The following is a 21,542-nucleotide window of genomic DNA, read 5'->3' as shown; positions in this document are numbered from 1 at the left end:
TGCCTAACATAAATAAGACTTGATTGCTATTTTGATTACTCGATTTCAATTTTGGATGTTCATGATTATTATATGCCTATTGACAACCAAAAAAAATAAAGGTTGCATGATCCCGAAAAAAAAATTCAATTTTCAAGGACTAAGATTATTTAGCCAAAAAATCAGCTATTAAAGGCCTTGTACAGTATAGGACCAAGAATGAAATTATAGAGCACAAAAATATTTTTCCAAATAGATGCAACTTTTTCCACCATTGTTTGTCTATTATTTTGAATCCCCCCTGATTTGACCGTTAAAACCATTTTATTAGTTGAAAACCAATATCCGTTTTACACACCAGGAGCTTGTTGAAAAGAGCAAGTTGGGCGACCGTAACTCACAGTTTCAATTGTACGAACAATATGTAGATGCTATGTACAATGTTAGTATGAGGATGTTGTGCAGTAAGGAAGATGCTGAAGATACCGTGCAGGACAGTTTTGTTGAAGCCTTTAAGAATTTGGAGAATTTTAGATACGAGAGCACATTTGGTTCATGGCTAAAACGAATTGTCATCAATAGAAGTATTAACCATTTAAAACTAAAACGGATTCCTTTAGTGCCAATGATGGACCATGAATACCATCTCACTGAAGAACCTATTGAAAATGTAGAGGAGATAGATATTGAAAAGGTGAAAAGAGGCATTAAAAAGCTTCCACCGGGTTACCAACAGATCCTACAACTATACTTGATTGAAGGGTTCGATCATGAAGAAATTGGTGAAGTATTGGAAATATCAAAATCCACCTCCAAATCCCAGTACCACAGGGCAAAGAAAAAGTTACTTGAAATTGTAAAAGAAATGTAATGGATTATTTTGAAAAACATATAAGGGATAACAAGGCATTGTTCGATGAACACAAGGCGGACAGAGCTAAAATGTGGGCCAAAATAGAATCGGAACTGTCCAATACGAAACCAAAGGTGGTTCCATTATGGAAGTCCCCGTTATTTCGTGTGGCAGCCAGTATTGTATTGGTCTTACTTTTGACTTCCCTAATAGGCATAACGGTCTATGGCGGATACCAGTCCGACGGGCAGAACAGCGTGGTCTCCCAAGAACTTCTGGACATTGATATGCATTATAGCAACTTGGTACAGCACCAGGTACAATTGGTAAAAGACCATCCCGACCTATCCCAGGAAGACAAAGATGAATTTCTATCGTTTATGGACGAATTGGATGAAGAATATGGAGTTTTAAAATTGGAAATGAAAAAAAACCTTGGCAACGAAAGAGTCCTTGAAGCCATTATTGGCAATTATAAAAAAAGGATTGAACTCATAGAAAACTTATTGAGGCAAATAAACGATTCAAAAATGATAAATGACGATTATGGATACACCTTGTAAAAACTCGCTATTATGCATAGCCTTGGTCCTTATGGCCAATTTAATGATGGGCCAGGAAAGAGTATCGAAAACTATATCGGAGACTTTTGAAATGACCAATGCGGGAGAATTCCAAATAGAGAACAAATATGGGAACATAACTATCCACGGATGGTCCAAGAACAATATCGCGATTACCGTAGATATTGTTACTTCCCATAAAAAAAGGGAAAATGCACAAAATCTATTGGATCGTATTGAGCCTAGAATTAAGACAATGTCCGATTTTGTGGCTATTACTTCGGAAATTTCCGAAAAGAACAAAGGTTTTTTAGCGGAGTATTTCAATAAGGCAAATCCGTTCGACTTTGACCGAAGTAATGTACAGATCAACTATTCCATTTATTTACCGGCCAATGCGGTAGTGGATATCAATAATAAGTTTGGTGACGTAATTCTGGAGGATTGGACCGGAAAATTAAAAATAGACGTACAGCATGGAGATATTTGGATCAACAAAAACCTTAAAAACGCCGACATCGCTTTAAAATACGGCAAGTTAAAGGCTAAAAACATAAACTTTGGCAGTATAAATTTAAAAAACGGCAGTTTATCCCTTGGTAAATCCAAGGACCTAAGATTGACCAGTAGCGGTTCAGCAATAGATTTGGAGGAGATTTCCTCCTTGGAAATCTATTCCAGCAAAGATGAAATTACCATTGATGCCGTGGAAGACATACACGGGGCATTGGAATTCTCCAACGTAACATTGGAGAATATGGATGATGAAATAGATCTGGTCATGAAAATCGCGGAATTTAAAGTAATGAACATCCATAGTGCCGATGCCAAGATCAAAATTCAGCAACAATCTTCGGAAATTGTCCTTAATGTTCAGGATTTCTCCTTCAGGTTTAATGCTACCTTGGAAGAAGGCTTGTTGCGCCTGCCAAAAACCTTCGAAAACGTAGAAACCCAAATGATAGATAAGGGAAAAAGAATACGCGATATAAAAGCGACCTATGGCAATTCCAAACAGGGCTCCATTTCCATTACAGGTGAAAAAGGGGTCATTCTTTTAAAGGAACTTTAAAAAAAAGTATAAAAAAATGCAACTTTTTACAGCATTTGTTGTCTACTATAACATCATCAATCAAAAATCAAACAGCATGAAATTAAACAAAGTAATTTTACTTCCCCTTTTATTGGGATTCACTATTCCAACTTTTGCCCAGGACACCTCTGGCGATTATGTAGAGTTTAACGATCGAAAGAATGTAGTACATGGGGTCTACTTAGGTCTTACTACACACTATGGAGAAATTGAGGACAAGGACACCTTCTTTACAGGTTTGAAAGTGGCCTATGTGGCCAACCAACAATTTGAAATAGGTTTTGTGGGCACCTTCTTCTATTCGGACCAAAACGTATATAGGGGAATATCCATGTATGACGAAGATCTTATCGGTGCTTATGGAGGGCTACATTTAGAACCTATTTTATTTAGTAAACACCGAGTAAACCTCTCTTTTCCGGTGTTGATAGGTGCAGGCGGCATGGGCTATATAGATGACAATTATAGCGACCATGATTTTGACGAGGACGAATTTGAAGATAACGCTCAGGCCTTTTTTATAGTTGAACCCGGGATAAACGCCTTGTTCAACATTTCCAGGTACTTACAATTGGAAGCTGGAATAAAATATCGATTTTCAAGTAAATTCAACGATGCCAAGAGCTTTGCCCCCATTAAGGACATAAACGGATTTTCCGCGGGAATAGGAGTCAAAGTAGGCATTTTTAATATGGGAAGGAATAGGTATAAAAAGAATATATAACATGAAAAATAACACTAAAAGCATTTGCTGCATCTGCCATGATGTTATTGAAACCCAGCACGTATTCTCGGAGAACAATCAAGTTTTCTTAAAAAGAAATATGGTTCAAGCCTCAAAGGGATCAATCCCCAGGGACCAGTGGTATCCAATTAATTTCCAATGGGTATCGGACATGGAGCTAAGAAATAATCTAGTGCTGCAATCAAATTTGGAGTAATCGGCAAAATGGCCTCTTCCTGGTTTTAAATCGAATATTTACCAGTATTTATTTGTGATCGATTTTGCGGTTTGGCCATATCATGGGTAAAACCTTCTTAAAAGCCATTACCACCGATAAACAAAGGAAACCTATTACCAGACCGACCAAAAATTCCCCCGCTATGGCCGGCAAGGCCTCTAGCCAATGATGAAGAAATTCCAGGTTATGTACAAAAATGCCTCCGGCCACCAGCACCAAGGCAATGGTTCCTATTACCGATAAACTTTTTATGACTATAGGCAGTGCTCCTACTAAAAACCTGCCAATAGAATCGGATATACTGTGCTTCTTACCGTTGAGCTCTATAAGCTTTAATCCAAAGTCGTCCATCCTAACAATCAACGCCACTATACCGTAAACCCCTGCCGTTGCCACCAGAGCTATTATGGTGACTACCATTACCTGGGTCCAAATGGGTTCCTGAACAACCGTGCCCAGGGCTATGATTACTATTTCTACGGAGAGAATAAAATCGGTTATAATGGCCGATTTAATTTTTTCCTTCTCCAAGAGCAAGATTTCTTTTTTGGTCAAATAGGTTTTTACTTTCGCTTCCTTTAGGTGTTTGTGGGGTACAAAAAATTCATAGATCTTCTCTGCCCCTTCATAGGCCAGATAAAGTCCGCCCAACACCAAGATTACCGTGACCGCAACCGGCACAAAAGCACTGAGCAGAAAAGCTATGGGAAGAATGATCAATTTGTTCAGTATGGACCCTTTTGTAATGGCCCATAGCACTGGAATTTCACGTGAGGAAACAAAACCAGAAGCCTTTTCGGCATTTACCGCCAGATCATCTCCCAAAATGCCGGCCGTTTTCTTACCTGCAATTTTTGTCATTGCCCCAACATCATCCATTAAACTGGCGATATCGTCCAGCAAAGCAAAAAATCCTGATGCCATATAATTACGCGCTATTAATTAATATTATTTTTTTCGCTATTCTTTTTTTTGTCCCCAATACTACGGCTCCATGCCGGCAAATATATTTTATAATTTCTACACCTACATTTTAATTACAAGAATAGGTCCTTTTCCCCAAAAATCCAGGCTCAATAAAATCCAATCTTGCCCCAATATGCTTTTAGCCATCAACCAAACCTGCCAATTATTGCCCAATATATTTGAACTAATACCCTTTAACCGTATATTTTATTTAATAAGTTAGCATAAGTGTCGTAAAAGCGCATTTTCTATTTCGCTAATGATGATCTTTGGGCTACGAACTATGACAACAACCAAGTCAAAATATCGATTTCTTAGAAGGGCCGCCAAAGTTGTTTTGGTACTTGCTTTGCTTTTTATCGCATTGGTACTTATCATTAGAAGTCCATGGGCCCAGAATTTTATAGTAAACAAAGTAACACATTACATATCCGACAAGACCGATACCAAGGTTGAAATAGACCGACTTTTTATAACTTATTCAGGGAACGCTTTTTTGAAGGGATTATATCTGGAGGATAAAAAAGGGGATACCCTACTCTATTCCAAAACCTTGGAGGCCAATGTGCCTCTTAGAGCCCTGCTTTTCCATAATGAATTGAATTTAAAGTCAGTTAAGTGGGAGGGTTTACGTGCTTATATTGCTAGAAATTCCAATTCGGAGAAATTTAATTACCAATTTCTCATTGACGCCTTGGCCCCAGAAGACTCCATTCCACAACAGCCGGAGGCAGCATCTATGAAGGTGAAAATAGGTACTCTAGATTTTTCCGACTTTAAGATATCTTATAACGATAGTGCTTCGGGCTTGGAGGCTAAACTTACACTGGGTACGCTATATTTGGATGCCAACAAGACCGATCTTGAAACCATGCATTACGAGGTGGACCAAGTGGCCCTATCGGATACAAAAATCCAATACAAACAAAGCAAAGCCTTTGCTCCCCAGGACGATCCCGAAACTGCACTTCCCTACTTGGTGGTCAATGACCTGAATTTGAACAATATTCAATTGGATTACAGTTCCGTTCCAGATAATATAACGGCTGTGGTAAGATTGGGGGAATTCAAGCTGGATCTCCCCAAAGCAGATCTAGCAAAAAACGAGGTGGACATAAATTTGCTCTCCCTAAAAAACTCGGACTTCTCCCTACAACTCCAAAGGGATGATCTGGAGGTTACTGATTCTACCTCGATCGCCTCAAAAAAGTCAGACTTTTCATGGCCAGATTTCGTCTTAACGGCAGATAAAATTTCTCTCGAAAACAATTCGGTCCAATACCTCTTAAACAACACTCCATCAAAGGTAGGGCAGTTCAACCCCAACAATATAGGGCTGTCCAATCTTACTTTGAACGCAACGGAGCTCAATTATCAACCTGAAAATATCAACCTAAAGTTAGACCGGTTTTCATTCGTGGAAAAAAGTGGCTTTGCTCTAAACCAAATGGCTATGCATGCCCATTTAAATGATACCTCGGCATCCATTTCCGGATTAAAAATGCAGACTGCTTCAAGTTCCTTAACGGGCGAATTTAAACTGGACTACCCTTCAATACAAAAACTGATAGATTTCCCAGAAAACACCAAGGTTGACCTGCAATTGAACGGAATAAGACTCGCACTTCAGGACGCCCTCTATTTTCAACCCGACCTTGCCCAGAATGAATATTTTACCATTGGCCAACAACATCCCATTAATGGAAATTTAAGTGTACAGGGCACTTTGGCTGATTTGAACTTGCCTGAATTAAATTTAAACTGGAGCAATACTGCCTTGACTGGCGAAGGCCGCCTATTCCGGCTTACTGAACCCGATTCGCTTTCTTTTGACATCTCAACATTAAGGGCCAACTCCACCATTGCCGATCTACAATTATTTGTAAACGAAAAGGACCTGAACATTTCATTGCCCAAAACTATTGTGGTCGAGGCGCGGGCAAAGGGCAGTTTAACAAACGTCTCCGGGGAGGCCCTTGTAAAAATTCCCGAAGGCAGTGCCCAAATCAATGGCGACTATTCCAATTTGGAGACGATAAGTTTCAACGGCAACCTTCAAGTAAACGACCTACAATTGGGCAAGTTGTTGCAAAATGATCAGCTGGGCACCATGGCATTCACTATAAATGCATCCGGAAGCGGCAGCAGCCTGAATACCTTGAACGCCGAAATAGATTCCAAATTCGACCAGCTTAGCTTCAAAAATTACGATTTTTCAAAGCTGGATCTCAATGGAAAAATCCGCGACGGAAAAGGCAACATAAACCTCAATTTTAAAGATAACAACCTGAATTTCACCTCCCAGACAGTTATAGATCTGGATTCCACAAATTCTAAATACAGCTTAAATCTAAATGTAATTGGTGCCGATCTTCAAGCCCTTGAGGTTACTACCGAAAATATAAGGGCTGGGCTGGAAATGGAAGCTGAATTTATAGGTAACCCAAAAGACTTTATAATGGGGGCTTCGGTAAAAAATGGGGTAGCCGTATATGATGGGCAACAATACCAAATGGGTGAAGTGGAAATTAAATCCAAAATTGACACCCTAAATACGGAGATTGCTATAATAAGCGATTTTCTAACAGGGAATTTATATTCCAACGGTTCTCCCCAAAGCATAAACACTTCCTTAAAACAATATTTTAAGAATTATTTTCAAGATTCAATAGTACATACATCCCCTGCCGACACCTTAAAACTACAAATGGATATGAAATTGATTCCGAATTCCATTATCACCAAGGTATTTTTAAAGGACTTGGAACAATTAGACTCCATTAGTGCGCATGCAAATTTTGATGCGGCCAAAAGAACCTTGGTGTCGGCCTTACAAATACCCTATGCCAGATATAAGGGCATGGCACTGGATAGTCTAAGCTTTTCTATAAACGGAGATGCCAGCAATCTCAATTTTAAGGCAGGTCTGGCCAAGCTCCTGGCCGATCCGGTGGACCTTGGAAGAACCATATTGGAGGGCAGGTTGGACAGTAAGAAATTATTAATGGATTTCAGTTCTTATGATGGCAATGAAAAAATAACGCACATTGCTTCCGAAATAACTTTGGCCAAGGACACCACCCTACTCCATATCAATCCCTTGGGATTAATATTTAATAAGAAGGAATGGACCATTCCAGAGGACAATCGTATATCCTTTGGCGAAAACTTTTTGGAATTCAACAATGTATCCTTGGAAAGAAATGCACAAAAATTGAGCCTTGTAAGTGTAGAATCCGAATCGGAGGAAAAACCTCTTAGGCTAAACTTTGAGCAATTTAGACTACAGACCTTTATAGGCATGCTTAACCCCGATAGGCCTTTGGCATCTGGGATTGTGAACGGGGATTTTACCCTTGAAAATCTATTTGGAGCCACCGGAATTGTGGCAGATTTTAATGTAACCGATTTAGAAATTTTGGAACATGCGCTTGGCAATCTAAGTCTAAATGCCAATTCCGTAACCAATGGAACCTACGATTTTAATCTGGCCCTAAAAGGCGGGGGCGCAGATATTGACCTCAACGGGGATTATGCCGCATCCGAAACTGGTGCACAACTAAATTTGGATCTGGATCTAAATAGGATTGACCTCCAGTTTATAGAAAAATTCTCCCAGGGAAGTTTGAAAGATTCCCATGGAACGCTCTCCGGAAATATTGATGTTTCCGGGACAACAGCTTCCCCCATGTATTCCGGCTCCGTCAATTTTAAGGACACCGATTTTAATGTGGCTACCTTGAATTCTGTTTTTAAGATTTCCGATGAAACCCTCAAAATTGATAACAAAGGGATTTATATGGACAATTTTCAGATTACGGACGCCAATGGCAGTAATTTTAATTTGAATGGTTCCATTGGCACTGAAGAATTTACAAATCCAAAATTTGATCTGAGCCTAAGTGCCGAACAATTTCAAGCCCTAAACTCTACCAAAGAGGACAACGAATTGTTTTATGGCAAGTCGAGTTTTGATCTGGACCTGAGTGTCAAAGGCTATTTAAAGCTCCCGGTGATAGAAGGGAAGATCCGAGTCCGAAAAATAACAGACATTACCTATGTAGTCCCCAAAGCTCAATTGGATATACAGGAGCGCGATGGAGTAGTTCTTTTTGTAAACCGTGAAAATCCCGATGCCATCCTAACCAGAATTGAACAGGAAGAAACCCCTGCTTTTTTTTCAGGAATGTACGTCAATATTATTTTGGAAATCGCTGACGATTCGGATTTTAATATCATCATAGATGAACGTACTGGTGACAACCTTAAAGTTTCTGGAAACGCTACGCTAAATCTGAATATAGAACCCAACGGCTCAACAAATCTATCGGGCCGGTACGAACTAAATTCCGGGCATTACGAGACTTCCTTATACAATCTGGTAAAACGAAGGTTTGAAATCAACCCTGGTAGTACCATTGTTTGGCAGGGCGACCCAACAGACGCCAAACTGGACGTAACCGCGGTATACGAAGTGGAAACTTCGGCATCACCCCTGATGTCCTCCGTTATTTCCGGTGAAGATATAAGCGTTACCAACAAATACCGCCAAGTACTCCCCTTTTTGGTATACCTTAATGTTGCAGGGGAATTGTTGCAACCGCAGTTGTCCTTTAGACTGGATATGCCCGAAGACGAACAAGGCTCCCTTGGAGGAGCCGTTTACGGTAGGGTACAACAGTTGAACCAACAAGAATCCGAGTTGAACAAACAGGTTTTTTCCTTGTTGGCACTTAATAGGTTTTACCCCGATTCCGGGAGCGATGGTAGTAGTGGCGGTACGGTGGCCATTGCCAGGGACAATGTAAACAAGGTCCTATCCGGGCAGATAAATGCCTTTTCGGACAAGGTTTTTGGCAAATCCGGATTTGAGGTCGATTTTGACTTGGACAGTTTTACGGATTACCAGGGAGATAGTCCACAGGACCGGACCCAATTGAACATCAATGCGAAAAAAAAATTGTTCGATGACAGGCTGGTGGTAACGGCAGGAAGTGCTGTGGATGTGGAGGGGAGTGCGCAATCAGGCCAAGAAGAAACCCCAATAATTGGGAACGTAAGTCTGGAGTATTTACTTACCAAAGATGGGCGTTATAGACTAAGGGGCTTTAGAAAGAACGAGTACGAAAATATTATAGACGGTCAATTGATCGTCACGGGAATAGCCCTTATTTTTAATAGGGAATTCAATAAGTTTAGTCAGTTGTTCAACCCTCTGAAAGAGACAAATAAAGCAGAGGACAAGGAGAGGGAAGATCAAAAAAAAGAATAGAATTTTGAAGGCGACCATAACATATTACTATACGCTTATATTGCTATTAACGGCAAGTCTATATTCCTGCGGTGTAAGTAAATTTATCCCTAACGGGGAGGCTTTATATACGGGTTCCAAGATCAACATTGAAGCCGATAAAGACATAGGGAACACTAAAAAAGTTTCCCAAGAACTGCATACCCTTCTTGAACCTGAACCAAATTCCAAAATCCTTGGAATAAGACCAGGCCTATACTTTCACTACAAAGCCCAGAAGAAAAGACCAGGTTTTTTAAACCGATGGCTCAATAAAAAATTGGGAGAAGAACCCGTATACTTATCCGATGTAAATCCACAACGTATAGAGCAACTCATGTTGAACCGTTTGGACAATCGTGGCTTTTTTTACAGCAAAGCAACATCCGAATTGGACAGTGCCCAAAAACATGCATCGGTTAAGTACCAAGTGGAACTAAAAAAACCCTATACCCTTGAACAATTTAAGTTGGATAAAGATTCCCTGCCAATTTATAACGATATATCCAAGGCACTGGCCCAAACAGAGATTAAGCTAGGAAAACGCTTCGATCTGGAACTGATGAAATACGAAAGGGAACGTATAGACCAGGAACTAAAACAAAAAGGATATTACAATTTTAATCCGGATTTTTTAATTTTTGAAGTCGACACCAATCGCTATGACAACAAGAAGTCCGATCTTTTTTTGAGGCTTAAAAAAAACGTTCCCAAAAAGTCCCTAATTCCCTATACTATTGATTCCATTTCCGTTTTTCCCAACTATTCGATCAATACGGATACCCTTGCTCCCCCCGGCACCTCAACGATCAACGGTATAAGTTTTTTTCAGAAAGAAGAATTTTTTAAACCTAAAAAACTCGAGCCCTATATCTTATTCGGGCCAGGTCATAAATACAATTCAAGAACGGCCAGCCTCACCAGTAATCGCCTATCCTCCCTAGGTACCTATAAATTCGTAAACATTAGATTCAATGAAAAAGATACCTCAACAACCGATAGTGTAGGTTCTTTGTCCGCAGACATTTACCTTTCGCCCCTTACCAAGAGGTCGGTTCGTGCGGAATTGCAGGGAGTAACCAAATCCAATGGTTTTGCCGGTCCCGGGCTAGCAGTAACCTACAACAACCGAAATCTTTTCAGAGGGGGCGAGACCTTCGGCATAACCGGAAACTTCGCTTATGAGACACAGCTATCGGGTGGAAAGAATACTGGCCTAAGCAGTATTGCAGGGGGATTGAAAATAGATCTCATAATACCCTCCCTCCTTCCGTTTTCGCCAAGAAGTTTTAAATATGCCGTACCCAAAACCAAAATAAGCTTGGGAACGGATTTCCTGAAAAGAAGCAAATTATATACCCTAAGCTCGTTCAATACCTCCTTTGGGTATACCTGGAATGCCAATAGATTTGTTTATCACGAAATCAATCCAATTAATGTAAATTATGTAAACCTTTCCAATACCACGGAAGAATTTACGGCCATTTTGGAAAATAATCCTTTTCTAAGTCAAAGTTTTGAGCAGCAGTTCATTGCTGGACTCAATTATACCTTCACCTATAACGAATTGGTAGACCCCAATAAAACAAATCCAATCTTCGTCTCAACAAATTTGGATATTGCCGGAAACACCTTAAATCTCCTTAGCGGTTCAAAAACAACTATTTTTGGACTTGAATATGCGCAATATGCCAAGGCCGATATTGATTTTCGGTATTATATAAAATGGGCCAAAGAACAGGCTCTGGTGGCAAGACTTTATGGCGGATGGGGTATTCCCTATGGCAACTCCTCCACCCTACCCTTTGTAAAGCAATTCTTTTCTGGCGGTCCCTATAGCGTAAGGGCATTTAATATTAGATCGCTCGGACCAGGCACCTTCAATTCTGTGGAAGACGGCACCTCTTCGTTTTTCGACCAGTCTGGGAATCTAAAATTGGAGGCTAATCTGGAATACAGATTTCCTATATGGTCCTATTTTAAGGGAGCCATTTTTGCAGATGCCGGAAACGTATGGTTGACCAATGAAATAGACATTTCAGAGGATGAATCTGTAGAAAGTCGCGAATTCAACGAAGAATTGCTTGCCAAAGGAAAATTTGGCTCAGATTGGGCAAAGGAATTAGGTATTGGCCTTGGTTTGGGCCTAAGGGTAGATATACAAAGCTTTGTCTTGCGCTTCGATTTAGCTTCTCCTTTACAGGTTCCCTACCAGCCCGAAGGAGAACGTATCAGAATTCCTTTTTTTGACGGGGGCAGTAATAATCTCATCTTCAATTTCGCCATCGGATACCCATTTTAACGGTTCCTAAAATTTAAGGAGCTACCCTGTTAATAAAATACTAAAATATTCATTATCAAGTAAATGGATCAAAAATGGAATCTTTTGAATTATTGTCTATTGGTATTTAGGTCTAATTTTATTCAAAATGAATTATTAACCTGTCTGCCTTTTTTTTGCAGACCATAAATACAAAAATACTATGAACAGTGATCAATTGGAAGGAAAATGGAAACAAGTCAAAGGTAAGTTCAAACAAAAGTACGGTGATCTTACAGACAATGACCTAACTTATTCAGAAGGTAAGTTTGAAGAATTCTTAGGCCGGTTGCAAGAAAAGACCGGAAAAAGAAAAGAGCAATTAAAAGAAGAGATCGACAATCTATAGAGTCGAACTCAAAAGCTTAAATATCATATCAGCAACCCTTACAATCTTGTGGGGGTTGTTTTTTTGTTCAATAATTGTAAAGAATGAAGCTAAAAAATTTATTGTATAAGAGGTATTAAACCTCAGGGCAAGCCCTGAACCCAATAATAGAAATCGACCCAAGGGTCGAGGTATTGAACCTAGATCCCGCCGAAAAAGGCGGGATTAGTTTAACTTTCAATTTTCAGTGCGTCTTACTGACTTCTCAAAATTGAGTTTCACTAATAAAAATCGGAAGAATCCGTATCTCAAAATCGGTGCAAATTATATTACCATAGGGTTTCGCTAAATTATTTTGGGCGTTCCCTCCTTCGTCGGTCGTGCCCTTGGCTTAATCCCTTGCTTTGCTGCGGGGATGCCGCCGCGGTCACTAACGCAAATAAAAGGCTAATTGGAAAATAAGAAGCCAACTGTTTCAAAAAGACCTAATTATATTGAAAATCAAAGCCTTTCCTTATTATCGTTGGCGTATTCCTTTTTATACATTCGTACAATAATCAGGAAAAGACTAATAAGAAGGGGACCAAATATCAGTCCAATAAAACCAAAAATGGGTACTCCAACAATTACTCCGATCAGCGTAATCAACGGATGTACATTGTCCAATTTTTTAAGAACAAAAAGTCGAAATAGGTTATCCGTAGCCCCTACCACAATAAAACCGTACAGTAAAATTCCCCATGCTTGAAAAGTATTACCTCCGGAGAGCGACAATATAAAGACTGGAACGATTCCCAACAAAGAACCTACAAAGGGAATCATAGAACCAATGGTAACGATAACCGCCCAGAAGAAGGGGGCTTGAACCCCAAATACCAAAAACCCTATCAACGCAATAATTCCTTGCGCCATGGCCACTAGTGGAATACCAAGGGCATTGGAACGTACCATAGCCCTAACTTCCTCTCCTATTATTTTTAAATTTTCCTTGCTTATTGGAATGTACTCAAATAAAGATTCCCGCAATTCCCTACGATTGGTAAGCATATAAAAAAGCATGAAATACATAATGGCGACGGCAATAAAAATATTGAAGGTTCCACCGGCAAAGCCCTGAAGGTTATTGGACAACCATGTAGATACGGCTCCTGCATCTATTTGGGATGTAAAATCATATCCAAACATGTTTTCCCATTTTTCCATTTGGTTTTCCACGGCAGAAATCACCTTTTCGGAATTTTGAACGGCACTCTCTACCTTGTTCCCCAGCATAAGCACAATTCCTGAAATGGGTAATAAAATACATACGAAAGACCCTATGAGCAGGATAATAGCGGCTAGATTGGGGTGCCATCCCTTTTCAACAAGTTTTTCCATTGGCCTGCGCAAAAGCACATATATCGTTATTGCCCCTAAAACCCCCGAAAAATAAGGAAGAATTGCCTGAAAAATAAGTCCTCCCAACATAATTATGAGCAGTAAGATAAATACCTGTCGGATTACTTTGGGATTGATTTGCGTCATAGTTCTATTGCCAGATTAAATAGGGCCAATTTATGTTGGAAAGTGATTTTATATCGTAATTATCTACTAGTTGATCATTTAAGCAAATACCCTTATTATCCATGGGTATGGTATAATCCCACACTATAGTACATTCAAAAACAAATCGCAAGCTTACGATTTCTATAAATACATAATCTATCGATTCCCCAGCTTGGTCTCCACCTTAGCCTTTCAGCATTATTGGATATCCAATTGGGAACTCACCTATAAGGATATAGTGCTCCTAGCTAATATATAATAAAATTTTAAAGAGGCTTACGGCCCGATATAATATTGTAAAGTACGGCAATAATGGCGATTACCAAAAGAATATGAATCAGATTAGTGGTTCCCATACCGGCAACTATACCGAAGAAACCCAAGAGCCAAATAACAATACAGATAACAGCGACCAACCAAAGTATGCTTCTCATAATTTAATGTTTTAGTTATTAAAATTTATGTCCAGAATAAAATATTCAGCTGAGGCTGCCCATATGATTCCAAACTATCTAAAGTTATTCCATTCCATTAACGGGACGTAATTCAATAGCTAAATTTATTAATGCAATCGAGGTTTAAAATATGCTGCACTATTAACCTGCTGTGGACGAAAATGGATATTAGTTTTATTCCGCTAACAATTTAGAATTATTGCAATATTAAGATTGCACTGTAAAGCAAAAAGGGCGTTGTAGCATTTTGGGTCTTATGCTGTTCTCCTGTCGCAACTACAAGTGGCAATCAATATATACTCTCAAGTGGATCGTATGTCGTTAAAAAGGTGTTTTTGGCCTGGGGCATAACTTCATCATACTCCAATTTGCAAGGTTGTATATCCGGGGTTTGGGTATTTTCAAAATCAGTACCCAAATTGAACACACCTTTTTTGGATCGCATCAATTTATAAGTCTCTATAAACGCTCTGGTTCTTAATGATTGTGCATCCATCTAATTAAGGCTTTAGGTTGATAATAAATTACCCGTATCAAGTAAACGAAGAAAAGAACCTTTAGCTATGGTGCCCACAGGAGTTGAAATACCTCAAAACCGAAAATAGCAGCTATAATAGTCAGCATAAAGAATACAATAGTCCATTTCAAAATAATATCCTGATTATTCTGTTGACGCCCCCCTTCACTTAGTAACCAATTTAGCTAAGAAAAAAAATAAACCATATCGCTATCGATATGAAAATTAACTCCATGCAATATTTTATGCATCCTCCCTAGAAGGATTAAATACAAATGGACCCCATTCAATTATAAAATAAACGTTGATTTTATACCATAACATGGTTCCAAGAATCGAGATTATCAATATTGGCCTCAGGGTAGCTTATAATACGGTTCAATGACATGGTATAGCCCAGCTTCCTTACCTCATTGCCACACCCCTTCCGGGTAGCAATTGTTTGAAGGTTTTCCGTAATCTCCCGTACAATGGAAACGGTGGAATTTCCGGGGTTAATGACCAAATTTCTTAAAGTTTTGTAGACCAGCTCTTTATTGGTTTTGCAGAACCTCACATATTGAATTAGAATCTTTAGGACTCTTTTGGAAAGAAAACCAGTTTCACTTTCATCAAAGTAACGGCTTACCTATTTGCCAATTGCATACACATTGAACAATTCTTTCGCCAATAATTCTTCTTTTTTCATATACCAAGTTATTTTCAAAAGAAAATCATAATCGGATTGATTACCGTTTTTTTTTAGTAGGCCCTTCTATTGCAGGTTGCAATTTACCATCCAATGAATTCCAAATTTATCGGTGCAACGGCCATACATGGCTCCCCACTCTTTTTCACTAAAGTTGTGATTTACCTGACCCCCACTGGAGAGCTTACTGAACAATTCCTTGGCTTTGTCCCTATTTTCCATGTCTATGGCCAAGTGAATTTTATTTCCATTGTTTAGCGGTGTATCCGGGGCAGCATCATAGGCCATTAAGTGGATTCCCTTACCTTTTAACTCGGCATGTTGCAAGTTGCGCCTATACGATTCTGGAATATCCATCTTGGAATCTTCATAAGTTTGTTTATTGGTAATCTCGGCATTAAAACAATCGGCATAGAAATTCATTGCCTTCATGCAGTCTCCCGAAAATGCCAAATACGCTTGTACATTCATTTTTTTTATTTTTTTAGTTCACCTTCAACATATTTAAAAAATAGCAATTTGGGCTGCGCTATCGGATTTAATATTGCCGCGAATAAAGGGTAGACCATAATTTGTTATACCAATGGGGCAATGGGACCTTTTCAATGCCGAAAAAATAACGCCAAAGCATAAATTTTTAATTCATTGACTATTACGGTTTTAAGATTGAACAAAATGCTTTATCTTGAATACATCATTTTTGAATATGCCACCCAAACCAATGACCAAGGAAAGCAAAAAAATAAAAATTTATCTTGCCGACGATGACGAAGAGGACAGAATACTTTTCTCTGATGCATTGGCAGAATTGCCCATTAACTGTGAAATCTATAATTTCCGGGATGGCATATATCTTGTGGGAAGGCTCGTGGTAAAGGAAACACCTTTGCCGGATATAATCTTCCTGGATATAAATATGCCCCTGATGGACGGGGCGGATTGCTTAGCAAAAATTCGGGAAACAGAGCGTATCAGTTCCATACCGGTCATTATCTATTCTACAAGCTTCGAAAAAAAAGAAGTTGGAAAATATCGGGAAATGGGGGCCAATTGCTATCTAAAAAAACCCAGCTCCTTCAACCAACTTAAAACCTTGTTGTACAAATGCATCAAAACCTATACCTATGATAATCGCAACCTAACGGCCGGCAACTTCATTATCCACGTTTAAAAAGAAGTTGCAACACCATTGGAACGGGGTTAAAAATATATGGGTTTAAGTCAAGGTAAATTTGCCCTTTGAATTAAGTTGATTACTCCGCAGTTTCAGTTGAAATTAAAATAAGCATGAGCAAAGATAAGAGCAGACAATTTTCCTTAAAAGCCTTACCTGGTTTAATCGTTGACACCTATAAGTCATGGTTGTCCAACGACCCTTTTAGGTCCAGTGCGGTTGTGGCCTATTACGCCATTCTCTCCCTGCCCGCCCTTTTAGTAATTATTGTAAATCTTGTGGGGGCAGTGTGGGGAACGGAAATAGTACAGGGAAAACTTACAGACGAATTTTCAATGGCCCTTGGCAGTGATGCTGCAACCTCCATTCAGGCCATGATAGAGGAAACGCAGAGCGTAGAAAAAAGTACCCTATCCTCCATTATCGGTATCGGCATACTTCTTTTTGCAGCTACCGGGGTAGTCTATCATTTAAAAATTTCATTGAATGCCATTTGGAGAATTAAACCGGACCCACAGGCCAAAATAAAAAAAGTGATCATAGACCGTGTGTTAAGTTTTGCCTTCATCCTGGCGATCGGCTTTCTATTGCTCATCAGTTTTATGGTCACGGCCGCCATATCGATCCTCAACGACTTTATACGGGAGGTTCTTCCCGATGTGCTGCTCTATGCGGCCTACACAATTGATTTTCTGATTTCCATTGCCATAATATCGGTACTTTTTGGCCTTATGTTCAAATACCTTCCCGATGCCAAAGTAAAATGGCCTTCGGTGAAGATAGGCGCAGTTTTAACGGCACTTCTATTCGTATTGGGAAAATCGGCTCTGGGATATTATTTCGGACTGGCAGAACCAGGGTCTACCTACGGGGCAGCTGGTACCATTGTATTAATTCTCTTATGGGTTTCCTACTCCTGCCTGATCCTATTCTTTGGGGCCGAGTTCACCTATAACTATGCCGAAAAATTTGGGTATGGCATTAAGCCAAACAGTCGGGCTGTTAACAGGGAGGATATCTGTTAATGCCATCAAGAAGATATATTCTTAGGGCTTAGCCGATCTCTTACACGGCATGGAATCAATTGATATGGCAGAAAGCACCTTCTCCAAATTTCCCTTGCTTCCTCACATTTTGATCCCATAAATCTTAAAACTCGATGCCAATGTTAAGCTAATGTTTATTTTCATTTTTTACAGCTAAGATTTAGACTGCCTACCAGACAAAGGGCTACAGCCTCCCTATTAACTTGATTTAACAGTTCATAGTACCCATTTCTCTACTGAATTCACACTAGACCAAACCAACCAATAAGTGAAGCTTGTCCAATTCCACCACTTCCCATATTAAATTTTAATAATGTATTTATTAAGCTTTCTTTAACAATAACAATGTCCTTTTTAACCCGCATTTAAATTTTCAATTTTGCGCTTTTAAAAAAACCCTGAAAATTAAATGAGCTAAATATGACGTGAAACTCTCCAGATAAACTGGGACCCCAAAGTACTTTTTGCCCTTTATACTTATTAGTACACAACTGAAGTATATGGCAGCGAAGTATAACATTCAAAACAAAAAAACAAATTCAAAACTCTATTATTTTTATTATGCTAAACCCTCGACAGAACATTAAATGTTCGTATTCAAAATCGCAAAGAACAAAGATTGGTTCGTTGTTTTTACTAGTATTCGTTGCGCTATATTCCAACAGTTATGCACATGTAAACAACGATATTATAAACGCTGAATATAGCGCGTATCAACAAACAGTATCAGGTACCATTACAGATAATTTAGGAGAGCCGCTCCCAGGTGCAAGTATTATGGAAAAAGGTACCACTAACGGAACTACTACTGATTTTGATGGTAATTTCTCAATAGATGTATCCGATGAAAATGCCGTTTTGGTCATTTCATATATAGGTTTTAACACACAAGAAGTCAGCTTAAACGGAGAGGCTAATATCTCTGTAACTTTATTGGAGAATGCCGCTGCATTATCCGAGGTAGTAGTTACAGGATATACATCAGAAAGAAAAAGTGATCTAACTGGAGCCGTCGCTATTGTTGATATGGGTGGTGTTGTAAGCCAGCCTGTTGCTAGTGTCGACAATATGCTACAGGGCCAGGTTTCTGGTGTTAACGTGGTAAGCTCGGCCTCTCCTGGTGGCCCAAGCAGCCTTAGAATTAGAGGTTATAGTACGATACGAAATAACGATCCTCTTTATGTAATAGATGGTGTACCTACAACTTCAGGTATCAATCTTATCAACCCTAACGATATTGAGTCCCTTCAAGTATTAAAAGATGCATCATCTTCGAGTATCTACGGATCTAGGGCCGCAAATGGTGTTGTGATCATTACTACAAAAAAAGGAAAATCTGACGAAACAAAAGTTTCCATCAACATGCATTCCGGTATTCAGAACACTACTAATTTACCGAATAATTTAAGTGCGGAAAATTATGGGAATGTATATTGGCAAGGTTTTGCCAATGATGGAATAACACCTGCCCATGCCATATATGGCAACGGTGCTACACCCGTAATTCCTGATTTTTTGGATGCTGAAAATACAATTCCTTCCGCCAACACGGATTGGGTCGGCGAAATTTTTGATCCAGCCATTATTCAATCTTACAACCTAAGTTTGGCCAAAGGAGGTGAAAAGTCGCATAGTATGTTCTCTTTAGGCTATTTTGATCAAGAAGGCACCTTGAAATACACCGATTTTAGTAGAATTACCGCACGTTTAAATTCGGACTACAAATTGTTCAATGATGTTGTAACAATAGGCGAAAACCTTACCGTTGTCTACTCCAAAAGTGTTGGCACCAGTACTAATTCATTGTTGGGCAATGCCGTTTACGACGCCTTCAGAATTCCAAGTATTGCTCCAGTTTATGATATTAATGGAGAATTCACTGGTTATCCATTATCGGATACCCAAAATCCATTGGGTAATTTATACCGAAATAAAGATAATATTGAAAACAGGGTACGCGTATTTGGTAATGTATTTACCGAAATTCAACTTTTTGAAGACTTAAAATTCAAAACTAATTTTGGACTTAATTATACTACATCAGACAGAACATCATTTAGTCCTACTTACAAGGAGCCAAATCCTCAGCGAGTAATCAATAGTTTATCTGTCAGAAATAATAAGCAGTTCGACTGGGTTTGGTCGAATACCTTGAATTACACAAAAACTTTTGCCGACAAACATAATTTTAGTGCCTTAGTCGGGATTGAAAGCATAGAAAATCTATATGAAGTTACAACCGCTTCTATTGATGATCTTCCTACCAATGAACTAAACATTAGAATATTAAATGCAGGTGACCAAGGCACACAAACGAATAGCGGTGATAAAATAGAGTACTCCTTATTCTCGTATTTCGGTAAATTAAATTATACCTACGATAATAAATATTTGTTTTCTGCTACCTTGAGACGTGATGGTACTTCTAAATTGTTAAATAATAGATGGGGTACTTTTCCTGCACTATCAGCGGGCTGGAAAATATCCGAAGAAAACTTCTTTAATAATGAAGGGGTTATATCCAACTTAAAAATACGTGCCGGCTGGGGCGTAACAGGTAATCAGGACATCCCTGCTTACCAAACACTATCTGGATATTGCAGTAATCCGTACTATTCCAATTACGCCATTGATGGAGCTCAAAATAGCACACAAACTGGTTTTACATTATCCAGAATTGCGAATCCCGATTTAAAATGGGAAACAACTACACAGACCAATATTGGTTTGGATTTTGGCTTTCTCAATGATGCCCTGACTTTTTCTGCGGACTACTTTTATAAAAACACAGAAGATTTATTATTGTTTAAAACCTTGGCACCAGATCAAGCAGGTTTTTCAAATAGCGGTCAATGGCAGAATGTGGGCGAGATGGAAAACAAAGGTTTTGAGTTTACCGCAGATTATCAAAGTGACCGTGCAAAGGACTTTAACTTTAATATAGGGGTTAATTTCTCTGTTATTGATAATGAATTATTGTCTTTAGGAGAAGGTATTAATTTCATAGAAACAGACCCTGGGGTTTTACATAGCGTAAATTTTGACCAGAGTACCTCAAGAACTGCAGTTGGACAACCAATAGCTTCGTTCTATGGTCATGTAGTAGAAGGTATTTTTGCTTCCGATGCAGAAGCGGCCTCTAGTAATCAGTCGAGTGCAGTTGCTGGGGATTATAGATTTAAGGACATCAACAACGATAATGTTATTGATGATCGCGATCGTACTTTTATAGGTTCTCCACACGCAGATTTCACCTATGGTATTAACTTCACGGCCAATTACAAAGCATTGGATTTAACATTGTTCTTTCAAGGTTCGCAAGGAAATGATATTTATGATTTGTCGCGATACTATACTGATTTTTTCAACTTGGCCAACTACAATAAGAATGATCGTATTCTAAATGCTTGGACACCACAAAATACGAATACCGATTTGGCTAGAGTTTCTTTAAATGACCCTAATAACAATATTAGACCTTCTTCTTATTATGTACAGGACGGTTCATTTTTACGCTTAAAAACTTTTCAATTGGGGTACACCCTTCCAGAGAATGTAGCTGAAAAAATAAAAGCTTCGCGTATTAGAGTTTATTTGGAAGCCTACAATTTATTTACCATTACAGGATATGAAGGATTGGATCCGGAAATTGGATTACAGAATTACGATTCCGATGACCGTAACTTGGATATTGGTGTAGACAGAGGTATTTACCCAAGTTCACAGACATTTACATTAGGTCTTAATTTCAACTTTTAAAAAA

Annotated in this window: 17 protein-coding genes; 11 read left to right on the top strand and 6 right to left on the bottom strand. The window is 39.0% G+C overall.

The window, feature by feature from the left end; genetic code table 11:
• Positions 1-310: 310 nt before the first annotated feature.
• From U735_RS0107075 to U735_RS25530, 5 genes are all read left to right on the top strand, one after another.
• Positions 311-850 carry an RNA polymerase sigma factor gene (locus U735_RS0107075; protein WP_031443155.1) on the top strand — a complete coding sequence of 180 codons (540 nt, stop codon included), beginning with the start codon at positions 311-313 and terminating at the stop codon, positions 848-850.
• Positions 850-1,395 carry a hypothetical protein gene (locus U735_RS0107070; RefSeq protein ID WP_031443154.1) on the top strand — a complete coding sequence of 182 codons (546 nt, stop codon included), beginning with the start codon at positions 850-852 and terminating at the stop codon, positions 1,393-1,395. Before U735_RS0107075 ends, U735_RS0107070 begins: the two co-directional genes overlap by 1 nt.
• Positions 1,379-2,467, top strand: a complete 1,089-nt coding sequence (locus U735_RS0107065; protein ID WP_146032833.1) for a hypothetical protein — start codon at positions 1,379-1,381, stop codon at positions 2,465-2,467. Before U735_RS0107070 ends, U735_RS0107065 begins: the two co-directional genes overlap by 17 nt.
• Before the next feature lie 76 nt (positions 2,468-2,543).
• Entirely contained in the window at positions 2,544-3,212 is a 669-nt protein-coding gene (locus U735_RS0107060; RefSeq protein WP_146032832.1) for a hypothetical protein, read from the top strand.
• Position 3,213: 1 nt separating this feature from the next.
• Entirely contained in the window at positions 3,214-3,429 is a 216-nt protein-coding gene (locus U735_RS25530; RefSeq protein ID WP_069859068.1) for a hypothetical protein, read from the top strand.
• 48 nt (positions 3,430-3,477) lie between these two features.
• On the opposite strand, the gene U735_RS0107055 is transcribed toward U735_RS25530, so the two are convergent.
• On the bottom strand, positions 3,478-4,374 hold the full coding sequence (locus tag U735_RS0107055) for a DUF808 domain-containing protein (RefSeq protein ID WP_031443151.1): 897 nt from the start codon (positions 4,372-4,374) through the stop codon (positions 3,478-3,480).
• A gap of 325 nt (positions 4,375-4,699) precedes the next feature.
• Between U735_RS0107055 and U735_RS0107045 the strand changes: the two genes are divergently transcribed.
• The 3 genes from U735_RS0107045 (at position 4,700) to U735_RS0107035 (ending at position 12,375) form a co-directional block, all read left to right on the top strand.
• Positions 4,700-9,688, top strand: a complete 4,989-nt coding sequence (locus U735_RS0107045) for a translocation/assembly module TamB domain-containing protein (RefSeq protein WP_031443149.1) — start codon at positions 4,700-4,702, stop codon at positions 9,686-9,688.
• Between the two features lie 4 nt (positions 9,689-9,692).
• Entirely contained in the window at positions 9,693-12,008 is a 2,316-nt protein-coding gene (gene tamL, locus U735_RS0107040) for a translocation and assembly module lipoprotein TamL (RefSeq protein ID WP_031443148.1), read from the top strand.
• 181 nt (positions 12,009-12,189) lie between these two features.
• A complete protein-coding gene (locus tag U735_RS0107035) occupies positions 12,190-12,375 on the top strand; it encodes a CsbD family protein (RefSeq protein WP_031443147.1) in 186 nt (61 codons plus the stop codon).
• Positions 12,376-12,855: 480 nt separating this feature from the next.
• On the opposite strand, the gene U735_RS0107030 is transcribed toward U735_RS0107035, so the two are convergent.
• The 5 genes from U735_RS0107030 to U735_RS0107010 form a co-directional block, all read right to left on the bottom strand.
• A complete protein-coding gene (locus U735_RS0107030) occupies positions 12,856-13,878 on the bottom strand; it encodes an AI-2E family transporter (RefSeq protein WP_031443146.1) in 1,023 nt (340 codons plus the stop codon).
• A gap of 287 nt (positions 13,879-14,165) precedes the next feature.
• The gene (locus U735_RS25525) at positions 14,166-14,333 is read right to left on the bottom strand and encodes a lmo0937 family membrane protein (RefSeq protein ID WP_103103992.1); all 168 of its coding nucleotides are present in this window, start codon (positions 14,331-14,333) and stop codon (positions 14,166-14,168) included.
• A gap of 310 nt (positions 14,334-14,643) precedes the next feature.
• Positions 14,644-14,850, bottom strand: coding sequence for a hypothetical protein (locus tag U735_RS0107020; RefSeq protein ID WP_031443145.1), 207 nt, complete (start codon positions 14,848-14,850; stop codon positions 14,644-14,646).
• A gap of 331 nt (positions 14,851-15,181) precedes the next feature.
• Complete coding sequence (locus U735_RS0107015) at positions 15,182-15,427, bottom strand: hypothetical protein (protein WP_031443144.1); 246 nt, start codon at positions 15,425-15,427, stop codon at positions 15,182-15,184.
• A 198-nt stretch (positions 15,428-15,625) separates the two neighbouring features.
• On the bottom strand, positions 15,626-16,030 hold the full coding sequence (locus U735_RS0107010; RefSeq protein ID WP_031443143.1) for a VOC family protein: 405 nt from the start codon (positions 16,028-16,030) through the stop codon (positions 15,626-15,628).
• A gap of 214 nt (positions 16,031-16,244) precedes the next feature.
• Here U735_RS0107010 and U735_RS0107005 point away from each other — a divergent pair, with 214 nt between their 5' ends.
• The 3 genes from U735_RS0107005 to U735_RS0106990 all read left to right on the top strand — a co-directional run bounded on the left by U735_RS0107005 (position 16,245) and on the right by U735_RS0106990 (position 21,538).
• Entirely contained in the window at positions 16,245-16,730 is a 486-nt protein-coding gene (locus U735_RS0107005) for a response regulator (RefSeq protein ID WP_142189475.1), read from the top strand.
• Positions 16,731-16,846: 116 nt separating this feature from the next.
• The gene (locus U735_RS0107000; protein ID WP_031443141.1) at positions 16,847-17,758 is read left to right on the top strand and encodes a YihY/virulence factor BrkB family protein; all 912 of its coding nucleotides are present in this window, start codon (positions 16,847-16,849) and stop codon (positions 17,756-17,758) included.
• Between the two features lie 648 nt (positions 17,759-18,406).
• Positions 18,407-21,538 carry a SusC/RagA family TonB-linked outer membrane protein gene (locus U735_RS0106990; RefSeq protein WP_198036617.1) on the top strand — a complete coding sequence of 1,044 codons (3,132 nt, stop codon included), beginning with the start codon at positions 18,407-18,409 and terminating at the stop codon, positions 21,536-21,538.
• Positions 21,539-21,542: the final 4 nt, after the last annotated feature.

It is taken from the genome of Arenibacter algicola, assembly GCF_000733925.1.
Taxonomy (GTDB): Bacteria; Bacteroidota; Bacteroidia; order Flavobacteriales; family Flavobacteriaceae; genus Arenibacter; species Arenibacter algicola.
The sequence above is the reverse complement of the archived record's forward strand: the minus strand, read 5'-3'. Positions and strand labels throughout refer to the sequence as shown.